Origin of the sequence: Streptodolium elevatio, from assembly GCF_040649515.1 — a bacterium.
Taxonomy (GTDB): Bacteria; Actinomycetota; Actinomycetes; order Streptomycetales; family Streptomycetaceae; genus Yinghuangia; species Yinghuangia elevatio.
This window is the reverse complement of the sequence record NZ_JBEZFP010000196.1, coordinates 1-13810: the sequence shown is the minus strand read 5'-3', so window position 1 is coordinate 13810 and position 13810 is coordinate 1. Positions and strand designations below refer to the sequence as shown.

At 70.1% G+C, this 13810-nt stretch carries 12 protein-coding genes and 1 pseudogene; 10 read left to right on the top strand and 3 right to left on the bottom strand.

Going from position 1 to position 13810, the window contains the following annotated elements:
- From adh to AB0C36_RS40410, 3 genes and pseudogenes are all read left to right on the top strand, one after another.
- A pseudogene (gene adh / locus AB0C36_RS40420) lies at positions 1-846 on the top strand (aldehyde dehydrogenase); the annotation flags it as partial.
- Between the two features lie 50 nt (positions 847-896).
- Positions 897-1280 (top strand): DUF779 domain-containing protein, encoded by a 384-nt coding sequence (locus AB0C36_RS40415; protein WP_358364069.1) that lies wholly within the window; start codon positions 897-899, stop codon positions 1278-1280.
- A gap of 374 nt (positions 1281-1654) precedes the next feature.
- Entirely contained in the window at positions 1655-2797 is a 1143-nt protein-coding gene (locus AB0C36_RS40410; protein WP_358364067.1) for a steroid 3-ketoacyl-CoA thiolase, read from the top strand.
- 39 nt (positions 2798-2836) lie between these two features.
- Here AB0C36_RS40410 and AB0C36_RS40405 read toward each other — a convergent pair whose 3' ends face one another.
- The gene (locus AB0C36_RS40405; RefSeq protein WP_358364065.1) at positions 2837-3499 is read right to left on the bottom strand and encodes a Uma2 family endonuclease; all 663 of its coding nucleotides are present in this window, start codon (positions 3497-3499) and stop codon (positions 2837-2839) included.
- Positions 3500-3754: 255 nt separating this feature from the next.
- Between AB0C36_RS40405 and AB0C36_RS40400 the strand changes: the two genes are divergently transcribed.
- Complete coding sequence (locus AB0C36_RS40400) at positions 3755-4357, top strand: hypothetical protein (RefSeq protein WP_358364062.1); 603 nt, start codon at positions 3755-3757, stop codon at positions 4355-4357.
- Positions 4358-4380: 23 nt separating this feature from the next.
- On the opposite strand, the gene AB0C36_RS40395 is transcribed toward AB0C36_RS40400, so the two are convergent.
- A complete protein-coding gene (locus AB0C36_RS40395; protein WP_358364059.1) occupies positions 4381-5454 on the bottom strand; it encodes an MBL fold metallo-hydrolase in 1074 nt (357 codons plus the stop codon).
- 282 nt (positions 5455-5736) lie between these two features.
- On the opposite strand from AB0C36_RS40395, the gene AB0C36_RS40390 reads away from it, so the two are divergent.
- Together AB0C36_RS40390 and AB0C36_RS40385 are read left to right on the top strand one after the other, a co-directional pair.
- Entirely contained in the window at positions 5737-7194 is a 1458-nt protein-coding gene (locus tag AB0C36_RS40390; protein WP_358364057.1) for an aldehyde dehydrogenase, read from the top strand.
- Positions 7195-7335: 141 nt separating this feature from the next.
- Positions 7336-7566 carry a ferredoxin gene (locus AB0C36_RS40385; RefSeq protein ID WP_358364054.1) on the top strand — a complete coding sequence of 77 codons (231 nt, stop codon included), beginning with the start codon at positions 7336-7338 and terminating at the stop codon, positions 7564-7566.
- A gap of 115 nt (positions 7567-7681) precedes the next feature.
- Here the strand turns inward: AB0C36_RS40385 and AB0C36_RS40380 are convergent, their stop codons facing one another.
- A complete protein-coding gene (locus AB0C36_RS40380; protein ID WP_358364052.1) occupies positions 7682-8362 on the bottom strand; it encodes a TetR family transcriptional regulator in 681 nt (226 codons plus the stop codon).
- A gap of 161 nt (positions 8363-8523) precedes the next feature.
- Here AB0C36_RS40380 and AB0C36_RS40375 point away from each other — a divergent pair, with 161 nt between their 5' ends.
- The 4 genes from AB0C36_RS40375 to AB0C36_RS40360 all read left to right on the top strand — a co-directional run bounded on the left by AB0C36_RS40375 (position 8524) and on the right by AB0C36_RS40360 (position 12781).
- The gene (locus AB0C36_RS40375; RefSeq protein WP_358364049.1) at positions 8524-9894 is read left to right on the top strand and encodes a glycosyltransferase family 4 protein; all 1371 of its coding nucleotides are present in this window, start codon (positions 8524-8526) and stop codon (positions 9892-9894) included.
- A gap of 71 nt (positions 9895-9965) precedes the next feature.
- A complete protein-coding gene (locus AB0C36_RS40370; protein ID WP_358364046.1) occupies positions 9966-10703 on the top strand; it encodes a class I SAM-dependent methyltransferase in 738 nt (245 codons plus the stop codon).
- Entirely contained in the window at positions 10700-11833 is a 1134-nt protein-coding gene (locus tag AB0C36_RS40365) for a prenyltransferase/squalene oxidase repeat-containing protein (protein ID WP_435839214.1), read from the top strand. The genes AB0C36_RS40370 and AB0C36_RS40365 overlap by 4 nt, the downstream gene beginning before the upstream one ends.
- Before the next feature lie 174 nt (positions 11834-12007).
- Positions 12008-12781 (top strand): maleylpyruvate isomerase family mycothiol-dependent enzyme, encoded by a 774-nt coding sequence (locus AB0C36_RS40360; RefSeq protein WP_358364044.1) that lies wholly within the window; start codon positions 12008-12010, stop codon positions 12779-12781.
- The last annotated feature ends 1029 nt before the right edge of the window (positions 12782-13810 follow it).

Genomic DNA, 13810 nt, shown 5'->3' with positions numbered 1-13810 from the left:
GTGTCCGCCCAGCACGGCGCCTTCTTCCTCGCCGAGCCGACCGTCGAGGACCGCATCGAGCTGCGCCTGATCATGCAGTACGCCAGCGAGAACATCATCCCGGTGACGCTCGAACTCGGCGGCAAGAGCCCGAACATCTTCTGCGCCGACGTTATGGCCGCCGACGACGACTACCTCGACAAGGCGGTCGAGGGCTTCGTCATGTTCGCCCTCAACCAGGGCGAGGTGTGCACGTGCCCGTCGCGCGCGCTGATCCAGGAGTCGATCTACGACGCTTTCATGGAACGGGCGTTGGAACGTACTCGGGCGATCGTGCAGGGCGACCCGCTGGACCCGGCGACGATGGTCGGCGCCCAGGCGTCCAACGACCAGCTGGAGAAGATCCTTTCCTACCTGGACATCGGGCGGCAGGAAGGCGCCGAGGTGCTGATCGGCGGCGGCCGCAAGATCGTCGAAGGGCTCGAAGAGGGCTACTACGTCGAGCCGACGATCTTCCGCGGTACCAACGACATGCGCATCTTCCAGGAGGAGATCTTCGGGCCGGTGGTGTCGGTCACGACGTTCGGGGACGAGGCGGAGGCGCTGCGCCTGGCCAACGACACGCTGTACGGGCTGGGCGCGGGGGTGTGGACGCGCGACGCGACGCGCGCGTACCGCCTGGGCCGCGAGATCAAGGCCGGGCGCGTGTGGACGAACTGCTACCACGCGTACCCCGCGCATGCGGCGTTCGGCGGGTACAAGGCATCGGGCATCGGGCGCGAGACGCACCGGATGATGCTCGACCACTACCAGCAGACCAAGAATCTGCTGGTCAGCTACAGCCCGAAGAAGCTCGGGTTTTTCTAGGAGACACGACCTGGAGCCCGTCCGAGGCTTCAACCGGGCCGGAGGCGCGCATGTTGGAGAAGGTGGCGATCACCCCGGCGGCGTCCGCGCTGCTCGGCGAACTGGCCGAGCGGCACGGGCCCCTGATGTTCCATCAGAGCGGCGGATGTTGCGACGGCTCGTCGCCGATGTGTTACCCGCTCGGCGAGTTCCGGGTCGGTGACGCGGACATCTACCTAGGCGACGTCGCGGACACGCCGTTCTACATCAGTGCCGCGCAGTACGCGTACTGGCGGCACACACACCTGACCGTCGACGTCGTGCCGGGTCGCGGAGGCGGGTTCTCGGTTGAGGCGCCCACCGGGTTCCGCTTCCTGATCCGCTCGCGCGTGTTCACCGAAGAGGAGGCGGCGGAGCTGGAGTCCGAGCCGGTGGTCACCGGGCCGGCGCGCTGACCGCGCGCCGGGTCGTGTGCCGGGGTCGTCTGCCGCCCTGACCGGTGCGCGGGCGTGAGCGCGCGGCTGCCCGGTCGGTGAGCGAGGTCACAGACCGTCTGACGGTCCGTCGGGGCGGGCATTTGAGGGTGCCCGCCCCGACGCCGGACTCCCGTACCCGACAACGTTTCTGACGGTGCCTAATGACAACGTCCAAATGCCGCAAAAGCTGCCTTAGGGTCGCCTATATGTCTTTTTTATTGGTATTTAGGTAAGACAGTTAGGAGCATGTCAACCTCTTGTGCGGGTCCGTGCGGCGGAGTTAGAAACCCCTCACGGCCGGAACGACGCCGGATCAACGCGGCTCCGGTGCGGCCGAGAGGAAAGGACCTGTCATGGCTGAACCCGTCATCGTCGAGGCAGTGCGCACGCCGGTCGGCAGGCGCGGCGGCGCCCTGTCGGGGCTGCACCCGGCCGAGCTGCTCGGCCAGACGTACCGCGAGCTGCTGGCCCGCGCGGGAGTGCACGACGACATCGTCGAACAGGTCGTCGGCGGCTGCGTGACCCAGGCCGGCGAGCAGAGCGCCAACGTGGCGCGCAACGCGTGGTTGGCGGCCGGGCTGCCGTACGACACCGCCGCCACCACCGTCGACGCGCAGTCTGGCTCCGGCCAGCAGGCCGCCCACTTCGTCGCGGCCCTGATTGCGGGCGGCACGATCGACGTGGGCATCTCGTGCGGCGTCGAGTCGATGTCGCGCGTACCGCTGGGCACCGCGAGCGCCGCGGCCGGGAGCCCTTACCCGGCATCCTGGGACATCGACCTGCCGACCCAGTTCGAGGCCGCGGAGCGCGTCGCACGCAAGTACGGCGTCTCCCGCGAGGCCGCCGACGGCCTGGGCCTGCTTTCCCAGGAGCGGGCCCGGCAGGCGTGGAACAACCACCGCTTCAAGCACGAGACCTTCGGCGTCAAGGTCCCGGCGGGCGACGACGCGTGGCACCTGGTCGAGGAGGACGAGGGGGTGCGCGACACCTCGTTCGACGCGCTGGCCGCGCTCCGTCCGGTGCTGCCGGCCGGCATCCACACCGCGGGCACCATCGCGCAGATCTCCGACGGCGCGGCGGCAGTTCTGTGGTCCTCCAAGAAGTCCGCCACCGCCCTCGGCCTGCGCCCCCGCGCCCGCGTCGTGGCCCAGGCCCTGGTCGGATCCGACCCCTCGCTGAACCTCGACGGCGCGATCGCCGCCACGCGTACGGTCCTCGGCCGTGCCGGAATGAGCCTCGACGACATCGACCTCATCGAGGTGAACGAGGCCTTCGCGGCGGTCGTCCTGGCCTGGACGAAGACCTTCGACGCGGACATGTCCAAGGTGAACGTCAACGGCGGCGCGATCGCCCTCGGCCACCCGGTGGGCGCGACCGGCACCCGACTGCTCACCACCGCCCTGCACGAACTGGAGCGCACCGACAAGGAGTCCGCCCTCATCGCCATGTGCGCCGGCGGCGGCCAGGCAACCGCAACCCTCATCCAACGCCTCTGACCCCTACAGGTGCCCCCGCCTCGACGGGGGCACCCGACGTCACTCGTCCCAGTCCCGCCAGTCCACCGAGTCGATCTCCACCTTGTACGGCGCGGGGAGTTGCACCGGTTCGCCGAACTTCCAGGTGACGTGGGACAGATACCTGCGGGTCGCCGCGTCGGGCTCCGAATACAGGGTGATGCGGCGAGCCGAGGGCGCGCAATCGATGAGCAGGTAGTGCGGAACCAGGGTTCGCGCGTAGCCGTTCCACTTGGTGTCCTTGCGGTGGTGCAGGCCAGGCTCTCGGTCCTTCACCGCGTTCGACGGCGACGTGACCTCCACGGCCAACGCGACGTCGTCCGGTGTGACGTGCTTGGCCTGGGCCTCCAACGCCGCCTGTAGCGCGTCAGGGTGCATCACGATCAGGTCGGGGATGTACCCGTCGCGGATCTCGGGGAGGTTCAGATCCGTCGTCTGGACGACTCGCCACGGGAAGTCCGAGCGAACGCTGCGAGCGACCGCCATAGTGTCCTGAATCGTGGCCACGATGTAGTTGTGATTCAGGCTGGGGCCTGGCGACACGACGATCTCCCCTCCGACGATCTCCACGCGCGTGCCGTCGTTCGGCAGGTGCAGGTAGTCGGCGAGTTCGTCGCGAACCCACATGTCGTGGGCTTTGGCAGGGAGGGGCATGTGCCACACATCGGCATAGTCCACGCTCATGCGCCCGAGCTCCTCTCGCGGTTGCTGGCTCCAGTGTGGCCCAGCAGTCGACGCGCCAACACGGGAACGCTATCCGTGTTCGAGTGAATGCGTAGGGTGAAAATCAAACTCGTCGTCGGAACCGGTTGGGTGGGTGGGGCGTCGAAGTGGCCTGGGGTGTGTTGGGGGGCCGGGATGCGGCGGGCTTTGGGGCTGGTGTGGGTGGTGGCCTTGTCGGCGGTGCTTGGCGGGTGTGGGCGGAGCGGGGACGCGCAGGTGGGGGCGGAGCCGGGGCGGTCCGACGGGGTCTTCTCCGAGCCCCGGGTGATCCCCGCCCGGGACGCCGTCGACTGGGTGAGTTACGGCGACCACGTGATGGTCGTGACCGTCACCGGGGAGCGCGACGGTCCGGAGGGGCCGTGGCTGCGCGTGGTCGACATGCGGGTCGACGAGGCGGTGTGGAGCCGCGAGGGCGCCGCCGTGCCCGGGGTGTTCCGGTCGTACGCGGCTGGGGTGCGGGCGCGCGACGGGCGCCCGCCCTACGCCCTCGTGGGGGAGCCGCGCTACGAGGTCGGATCGACGTACGTCGTCGCGGTGTTCCGGGCGGAGCGGAGCGCGGCACCCGACGGCTGGGTGGTCTTCTCCGGACTGCCCTGCCAGGGCGGGCGGATCGGGGACGGCGAGATGGCCGGTGGGGCGGCGAATGCTGACGGGGTGATGGCTGCGGTCGGGGGGCGGGACGCGGCTGCGCTGCGTGCGTTGCTGGCGGCCACGCCGCCGGATCCGGTCAGCCTGAAGTACCCGCACCTGGACGGCGCGGCGCGGTTCCAGGCGACGGCCGCGGAGAGGTCGGGGAGGTCTTCGAGGGCGGCACCGTAGTAGGGGTTTGCCGCCGTAGGAGGTTACGACGCTGTGTAGCGGATCGGGTCGTCGAGGGTGGCTGCGCCGGCTTGGCCGCGTTTGATGAGGTGGCGCAGGTGCGCCGCCGCTTCGCTGAGGGCGATCTGCCGGTTCTGGGCGTTGAGTTGCTCCCAGGGGCGGTTCCAGTCCATGCCGACCGCGATCTCCCACAGGGTCAGCGGCGCGGCCACGAGCCGGGCGCGCAGGTTCGCGAGGCGCGTCTCGTGGAAGGCGGTGATCTCGTCGACGCGGGCGGCCGCGTCGGTGAACAGGTGCTTGTGGGCGGGCAGTACGCCGGTGACCGGCATCGAGGCGACCTTGGCCAGCGAGGCGAGGAAGTCGCCCAGGGGGTCGGACTCCTCGGTGTCTTCGTACAGGCCGATGTGCGGGGTGATGTCGGGCAGCAGGTGGTCGCCGGAGAGCAGGCGGCCCGCGCGTTCGCCGGCCGGGCCGATGGCTTCTTCGAGGTGCAGGCACACGTGGCCCGGGGTGTGGCCGGGGGTCCACACGATGCGGACGTCGCGCCCGGCCACATCCGCGAGTTCGCCGTGCACGAGGGTGCGGTCCGGGGTCGCGAGGCGCATGCGCGGCTTCCTCGCGATGGAGGCGGTACGCAGGCCGGTGAGGTCGTCGAGCGCCGACTGCGGTGCCCCCGCGGCCTGCAGGATCGCCAGGTGGTGTTCGAGCCACTGCGAGCGCGGCGCGGTGTTGAAGAGGTGCACGTGTGCGGCGTCCGCCTCGTGCATCGCGAGCCACGCCCCCGACGCGTCCACGATCGCCTGCGAGAGGCCGTGGTGGTCGGGGTGGTTGTGGGTGACCAGGACGCCGTGCACATCCGTGATGGCGGTGCCGATCGACTCCAGGCCGGAGGTCAGCGCCGCGAGCGATGCCGGGTCGTCCCAGCCCGCGTCGACGAGCACGGGTCCGCGCTCGCTCTCCAGGACGTACACGAGGGTGTTGCCGAGCGGGTTGTCCGGGATCGGGACAGGGATCGTCCACACGCCGCCGCCGAGGTCCGTGGCGGACACGGTGGATGACGCCTTGTCAGGTGCCTTGTCGGGCTCCGTTGCCGCCATGGCGTCCTCCCCGGGTCGGTGCACTATGCACGATTCTAGTGCGCAATATAGTTGACGAGGTCTAGTAATTCCGCGGGGGGTGGTTTGCGGGCCTTATGGGACGCCGGGTGAGACTCCAGTCTCATTGGTACCGGGAATCCGTTGTTACCACCGCGTCCAACTGATATCTGTTCTACTCGGCTCTTCTTTTTTCTCGCGGACGCGTGACTCACGGCGACCGACATCCAGGCAGCCGGCCCGGAGCCGGCCCGCAACGCCCCGCAGCAGCCCCAGGAGGACCAGGTGACGGACGTGTTGGACCACGGTCAACTGTTCATCGGCGGAAGCCTCGTCGATCCGCACGGGTCGGACGTCATCGAGGTGGTGTCCCCGCACACCGAGCAGGTCATCGGGCGCGTGCCGCACGCGTCGAAGGCCGACGTGGACGCCGCCGTCGCCGCGGCGCGCAAGGCGTTCGACCACGGCCCGTGGCCGCGCATGACACTGGAGGAGCGCCTGGAGGTCGTCGGGCGCATCAAGGACGCGTTCATGACGCGGTACGAGGAAATCGCGAAGCTGGTCAGCTCGCAGAACGGCTCGCCCTACTCGTGGAGCATCTTCGCCCAGTCGATGGGCGCCGGGATGCTGTACGACACGGCCATCAACACCGCCCGTGCGTACCAGTGGGAGGAGCGCCGCGCCGGCGTGCTCAACCCGCTCGTCGTACGCCGCGAGCCGGTCGGCGTCGTCGCGGCCGTCGTGCCGTGGAACGTCCCGCAGTTCGTCACCGCCGCCAAGCTCGGCCCGGCCTTCGCCGCGGGCTGCACGGTGGTTCTGAAGCCGTCCCCCGAGACGCCGCTCGACGCGTACATCCTGGCCGAGATATGCAAGGACGCGGGCCTGCCGGAGGGCGTGCTCAACATCGTCCCGGCCGACCGCGAGGTCAGCGAATACCTCGTCGGCCACCCGGACATCGACAAGGTCGCGTTCACCGGGTCGGTCAACGCCGGCAAGCGCATCATGGAGGTCGCGGCCCGCAACCTCACGCGGGTGACCCTCGAACTCGGCGGCAAGTCCGCGGCGATCATCCTGCCGGACGCCGACCTCGAGCACACGGTCACCGGCCTGATGCCGAACGCGTACATGAACAACGGCCAGGCCTGCGTGTCGCAGACCCGCATCCTGGTGCCGCGTAGCCGCTACGACGAGGTCAGCGAGCGCATCGCGGCGTGGGTGTCCGAACTGGTCGTCGGCGACCCGCTGGACGCCGCGACGCAGGTCGGTCCGCTGGTCGCGGACCGGCAGCGGCAGCGCTCGCTCGACTACATCGCGATCGCCCAGGACGAGGGCGCCAAGCTCCTGGTCGGCGGCGGCCGCCCGGCCTCGCAGCCCACCGGCTGGTACGTCGAGCCGACGCTGTTCGGCGACGTGGACAACGCGATGCGCGTCGCGCGCGAGGAGATCTTCGGCCCGGTCGTGTGCCTGCTGCCGTACGGTGACGAGGCGGAGGCCGTGAAGATCGCCAACGATTCGGAGTACGGCCTGTCGGGCAGCGTGTGGACCGAGGACATCGAGCGCGGTCTCGACGTCGCGCGTCAGGTGCGCACCGGGACCTACTCGGTCAACACCTACGGCGTGGACTTCAACGGCCCGTTCGGCGGGTTCAAGAACTCCGGGATCGGGCGCGAATTCGGCCCCGAGGGCTTGGCGGCGTACGTCGAGAGCAAGTCGATCGCGATGCCCAAGGGCTACGAGGGCTGACGGGCCCGCACAGCGCGGGACGGCGCGAACGGCGCGGAACGGCCCGCGCCGACGGCACCAAGGAGCCACCGGTACGACCGGAGTACGACCCAGTACGACCAGTACGACACGAGAACCGCGAACGAAGAGGTGACTTACCCGATGGGCGACAAGTGGCGCGTCGAGGTCGACAGGTCCGTGTGCATCGGTTCGGGCATGTGCATCGGCAGCGCGCCCGACGACTTCAAGCTCGACGCGGGCCGGCAGTCGCACCCGCGCCTGGAGATCCTGGACTCCTCCGACGGCATCATGGAGGCGGCCGAGAGCTGTCCCGTCGAGGCGATCAGCATCGTGGACGCGGAGTCCGGCGAGATGCTCTTCCCGCCGGAGTGACGGCGGGCGGCGGAGCCTGACGGGGGTGACGGGGGAGTACGTGCGTCGGGCGGTTCCGGGCCCTGGCCGGCCCGGAATCCGCTCCGCGCGCGCCGTGCCGCGCGGGCGACACGTGTCACCTGGCGTGCGGTGCCGCGGAGCCTTCCCCGGCTGTCCCGCCGGGCGCGTCCTCGGGGATCAACCGCGCGACGGTCTCGATGTCGAGCCGTACCTGGGAGATCGACGCGCGGCCGTTGAGCCACGAGATCAGCGACGAGTGCCAGGTGTGGGTGATCACCCGGATCACCGCCAGTTCCTCGGTGCTCGGCTCGACCGTGTCGTCCTCGTGGATCGCCTCGAAGATCATCTGGGTGGTGATGCGGCTCACACCGTCCACCTCCGCCGAGACCGAGCGGTCCGCGAATTGCAGCGCGCGCATCATCGCCTCGGTCAGGTGCGGCTCGCGCTGCATGCCCCGGAAGGCGCGCAGCAGCGTGTCCACGACCCGGTCGCGCGGCGGCAGGCCCTTGTTGGGCTTGCGGCGCAGTTGCCCGCCCAGTTGTTCGAGCTGGTCGTACATCGTGGCGACGAGCAGGTGCACCTTCGAGGGGAAGTAGCGGTACAGCGTGCCGAGCGCGACCTCCGACAGCTCGGCGACCTCACGCATCTGGACGGAGTCGTACCCGCCCTGTGCCGCGAGGCGGGTCGTGGCCCTCAGGATCCTGCGTCTGCGGGCCTCCTGGCGCTCGGTCAGGGGCGCTCCCGGGGCCTTGGTGTACGTCGTCATCATCCGCCCGTCTGTCGTCGTCCTGGGCATGCCGGACACTGGTGTTCACCTGACTGCACTTCAGATACGGCCGTTGCGTGTGTTACGGGTCACGCCGTGGCCGTAGTGACCGGTGCCCGGCGGTATCTTGCAGTCTCCGACGGGCCAATCTGCGCTCAATACTGAAACTCGTTCTAGATTACGCGACTACTATGCTCCGCCAAGAGCGTCGAAGGGGGCCATTCGTGATACGGAAGACCGTGGGGGCCGCGGAATCTCCGGCCTCCGCCGCGCCTTCCCCCGCGGATCGGCCGCTCCGAATCGCCCTCCTGGCGTACCGCGGCGACCCGTTCTGCGGCGGTCAGGGAGTGTACGTCCGGCATCTGTCGCGCGAACTGGCCCGCCTCGGCCACCACGTCGAGGTCATCACCGGACCGCCGTACGCCGTCGTCGACGACGTCCCCGGCAACCCGGTCAAGCTCACCAAGCTGCCCAGCCTCGACCTGTACCGCGACCCGGACCCCTTCCGGCTGCCGCGACCGCGCGAGTACCGCGACTGGATCGACGTGCTGGAGGTCGGCGGCATGCTCACCGCGGGCTTCCCCGAGCCGCTGACGTTCTCGCTGCGCGCCGCCCGGCACCTCAAGGCCCGCCGCGCCGAGTTCGACGTCGTGCACGACAACCAGACCCTCGGCTACGGCCAGCTCGCGCTGCCCCGCATGGGCTTCCCGCTGGTCACCACGATCCACCACCCGATCACCGTGGACCGCGCCCTCGAGATCGCCGGGGCCGCGACGCTGCGCCGCAAGCTGACGCTGCGCCGCTGGTACGGATTCACCACCATGCAGAAGCGCGTGTCCGCCCGCCTCCCCGAGGTCGTCACCGTCTCGGGCTCCTCGAAGGCCGAGATCGTCGAACACCTCGGTGTCTCCCCGGACCGCGTGTCCGTCGTCCCGGTCGGCGCCGACACCGAACTGTTCTCGCCGAGTGACACGGTTGCCAAGGTGCCCGGGCGCATCGTCACCACCGCGAGCGCCGACGTACCGCTCAAGGGCCTGATCCATCTCGTCGAGGCGCTCGCCAAGCTGCGCACCGAGCGCGAGGCCGAACTGGTCGTCGTGGGCAAGCCCAAGACCGACGGTCCGGTCATGCGCGCGATCAGGCAGCTCGGCCTGGGCGGCGCGGTGCGCTTCGTCAGCGACCTGACCGACGCGGAGCTGGTCGACCTGATCCGCAGCGCCGAGGTGGCCTGCGTACCCTCGCTGTACGAGGGCTTCTCGCTGCCCGCCGCCGAGGCGATGAGCTGCGGGACAGCCCTGGTGGCCAGCACCGGAGGGGCCATACCCGAGGTCGCCGGCCCCGACGGCGAGACCTGCCTCGCGGTGCCGCCCGGCGACGCCGAGGCGCTGCGCAAGGCCATCGGCCGGCTGCTGGACGAGCCGGAGCTGAGAGCCCGGCTCGCCCGCAACGGGCGGGCCCGCGTCCTGGAACGCTTCACGTGGCGCAACGCGGCGGCCCTGACCGCCGAGCGCTACCGCGTCGCGATCGACGCCCATGCCGACGCCCGCGCGGTCCACGCGTAACCCCCACCCGCCCCGCCCCGAACGACCTCGCGAAGCCTTAGCAGTTCTGCACAGGAGACGGAGCCGCCGACTTGCTCACCGTGGATTTCTCACGCTTCCCGCTCGCGCCCGGGGACCGGGTCCTCGACCTGGGCGCCGGCGGCGGCCGTCACTCGTTCGAAGTGCTGCGGCGCGGCGCGCACGTCGTCGCGCTGGACCGCAACGAGAAGGACGTCCGCGAGGTCAACACGATGTTCGAGGCGATGTCCGAGGCCGGCGAGGCCCCCGAGGGCGCCACCGCGGTCGCGGTGACCGGTGACGCGCTCGACCTGCCGTTCCCGGACGACAGCTTCGACCGCGTGATCATCTCCGAGGTACTGGAGCACATCCCGGACGACGAAGGCGTGCTGGCGGAGATGTTCCGGGTGCTCAAGCCCGGCGGGCTCGCGGCGATGACGGTGCCGCGGTACGGGCCGGAGAAGGTCTGCTGGGCGCTGTCGGACGCGTACCACGAGGTCGAGGGCGGGCACATCCGCATCTACCGCGGACACGAGCTGGTCGAGCGCGTCGAGGCCGCCGGATTCGAGCCGTACGGCGACCACTTCACACACGCGCTGCACTCGCCGTACTGGTGGATCAAGTGCGCGGTCGGCGTCGACAACGACAAGGCGCTGCCGGTGCGGATGTACCACAAGCTCCTGGTGTGGGACATCATGAAGGCACCGCGCGCGACCCGCTGGGCGGAAAAGGCGCTCAACCCGCTGATCGGCAAGAGCTTCGTCGTGTACGCGGTCAAGCCGCGCGCCGCCTCCACCGAGGACGCGGCGTGACGCGCCTCGGGGCCCACGGGGGCACGGGCCGGGATTCCCTCGAAATCCTGGCCCTGGACGGGGTCCTGACGGTTGATCAGATCGGGAAGACGATCGACGGAATCGCGTCGGTGCAGCGGCCCGACGGGTCGATCCCGTGGTTCGTGGGCGGGCACCTGGACCCGTGGGACCACACCGAGGCCGCGATGGCACTCGACCTGGCGGGACGACACGCCGAGGCGGAGCGGGCGTACCGCTGGCTCGCGTCGCGGCAGAACCAGGACGGGTCCTGGTACGCGGCGTACACCGACGGCGTGGTCACCGATCACAACAAGGAGGCCAACTTCACCGCGTACCTCGCGGTCGGCCTCTGGCACCACCATCTCCTCACCGGGAACGAAGAGTTCCTGGTCCGCATGTGGCCGCACCTGAAGGCGGCCACGCAGTTCATCCTCGACCTGCAGGCGCCCGGCGGCGAGATCCGCTGGAAGCGCGAGGCCGACGGCACCGCGGTGCCGGACGCCCTGCTCACCGGCTCGTCGAGCATGTACCAGGCGCTGCGCTGCGCCCTCGCGGTCGCCGATCACCTCGGCGAGCCCCAGCCCGACTGGGAGTTGGCCACCGCCCGCCTCGGCCACGCGGTCGTGTCGCACCCCGAGCGGTTCCTCGACAAGAACCGCTATTCGATGGACTGGTACTACCCGATCCTCGGCACCGCCCTGCGCGGTGACGCCGCTCAGGCGCGCATCGCCGACCAGTGGGACACCTTCGTCGTCCCCGGCCTCGGCGCGCGCTGCGTCTCGGACCGGCCGTGGGTCACCGGCGCGGAGAGCTGCGAACTGGCCATCGCCCTGTGGGCGTTGGGACAGAGCGACCGCGCGGTGGAGATCGTCTCCTGGATCCAGCGCCTGCGCCACGACGACGGCCTCTACTGGACCGGCTACGTCTTCGAGGACGACGCCATATGGCCCGAGGAGCGTACGGCGTGGACCGCCGGGGCGATGATCCTCGCCACCGCGGTCCTGGGCGGCGAGCCGGCCACCACGACCGTCTTCGGCGGCGCGGAGGGCTACGCCGAGACCGGCCTCCCGGTCGGCCTCGCGCCTGCGGACGTGCGCTGCGACACGGAGATGTGCTTCGACCCGCGCTGATTCGGTTGGTCCGGTGATCCGGCTGGTCCGGGCTGATCCGCGCTGATCCGCGTTAGTTCGGCCGGAGCGGCGCATCGGATGAGCGGCGAAGCGGCCCCAAGAGGACGAACAATAGGGTCGAATGCTGCTGACGAGACCGATACTTCTCCGGGACATTCGAGACGGGGGCAGGCCATGGCCGAGCCGTACTACGCCTGGGACCACGACCACTACTGCGACCTGTTCGTCGCACAGGCGGACGTACTCGCCGAGGCGGTGTCGGGAGCGGACCTCACGACCGAAGTGCCGACCTGCCCCGGCTGGACGCTCGCGAAGCTCGTGAAGCACGTCGGGATCGCCCACGCGTGGTCGGCGGCGAACGTACGCGCGGGCGCGGCGTCCACCCCGGTCGTGGCGCGCTCGCTGGACCTCGGCCTGCCGGACGACCCGTCGGGTCTGCCGGAGTGGCTGGCGGCGGGCGCACGGCGCTCGGCGGCGTACCTCAAGGAGGCAGGACCGGACGCCCCGGCCTGGACGTTCGGCCCCGTCCCGCACGCCCGGTTCTGGGGCCGCCGCATGGTGCACGAGACCCTGATCCACCGCATCGACGCCGAACTCGCCCTCGGCATCACCCCCAAGGTCGACCCGGACCTCGCCGTCGACGGCATCGACGAACTCCTGACCGTCATCCCCGGCACGGGCTTCGGCGACCGAGAACTCCCGCACGGCAACGGCGAATCCCTCCACATCCACACCTCAGGCGGCGACCGCCCGGGCGAGTGGACCATCACCCTCACCCCCGACGGCTACACCTGGACCCGAGGCCACGCCAAGGGCAACACCGCCCTCCGCGGCGATGCGGTAGCCGTAATGCTCATCCTGAACCGCCGCGCTCCGGTCACCGAAGCCGTAGAGGTATTCGGCGACGAACCCCTGCTGACACACTGGCTCGCCGGCACAGCCTTGTAGCACAACGCCACGCCCGCACCCCAAACAGCACGTGAGGCCGGCGGGGGAGCACCCCCCCCGAACCGGAAGTCCCTGGCTGGAAGCGGCAATTCACGGGGCGGTCCACCCCGGGCGGGGTCCGCCCCCGTGCGGGGTGGAGGCGGATTGCAGGCGGGGAGTTACTGGTCGGGACAGGTCCCCACGGGGCGGTCCGTCTCGTGAACGCTGTCTCACCTGATTGCGGTGGCGGCTGTGTTGCGTGCCGGGGTGTTTGCCAGTTGGGCCAAGTTCCCAAGGGGCGGTCCGCTTCGTGATGGATGTCCCGCCTTTGCGACGGAGGCTGCCGTGCACCCCTGGCGGAGTTGCAGGCCCGGACGCGTTTTTTCGTGGGGTGGTCCGCCTCGTGATGGATGTCCCGCCTTTGCGACGGAGGCTGCCGTGTACCCCTGGAGGAGTTCCCGGCCCGGAAGCGCCTTCGCGGCGCGGTCCGCCTCATGATGGTGTCTCACCTCTTTGCGGCGGGGCCGCGGGTGCGCGCCGGGGTTTGTCTGTCCGGCGGAGTCTCGGCGGGGTGGTCTACCTCGCGATGGTGTCCCGCCTTCTTGTGGCGGACGCTGCCGTGTACCCCTGGGGGAGTTGCCGGTCCAAGCGCTTCGTGGGGCGGTCCGCTTCGTGATGGTGCCCGTCCCTTTGCGGCGGGGTCGCGGTGCGTGCCCGGAGTTGCCGGTCTGGGCAGACTCCACGGGGTGGTCCGCCTCGTGGTTGTGTCTCGCTTTTTGTGGCGGAGGCCGCCGTGTACCCCCATTGGCGAATTGCCGGTCCGGAAGCGTCCTTACGGGGCAGTCCGCCACGTGATGGTGCCCCGCCCCTTCGCGGCCGGAGGCCGCCGGGAGGTTGCGGTATGTCCACGTGTGATCGACGAGCGCAGCGAGGAGAGCGGCCGGAGGCCGCCAGTCAGACTTTCCTGCGCCGGAGGGAGCGAAGCGAGTGGAGGTGAAGGAAAGTCAGCGGTCGGAGTGCGAAATCGCGTGGCGGAGCGAGGAACGAGCG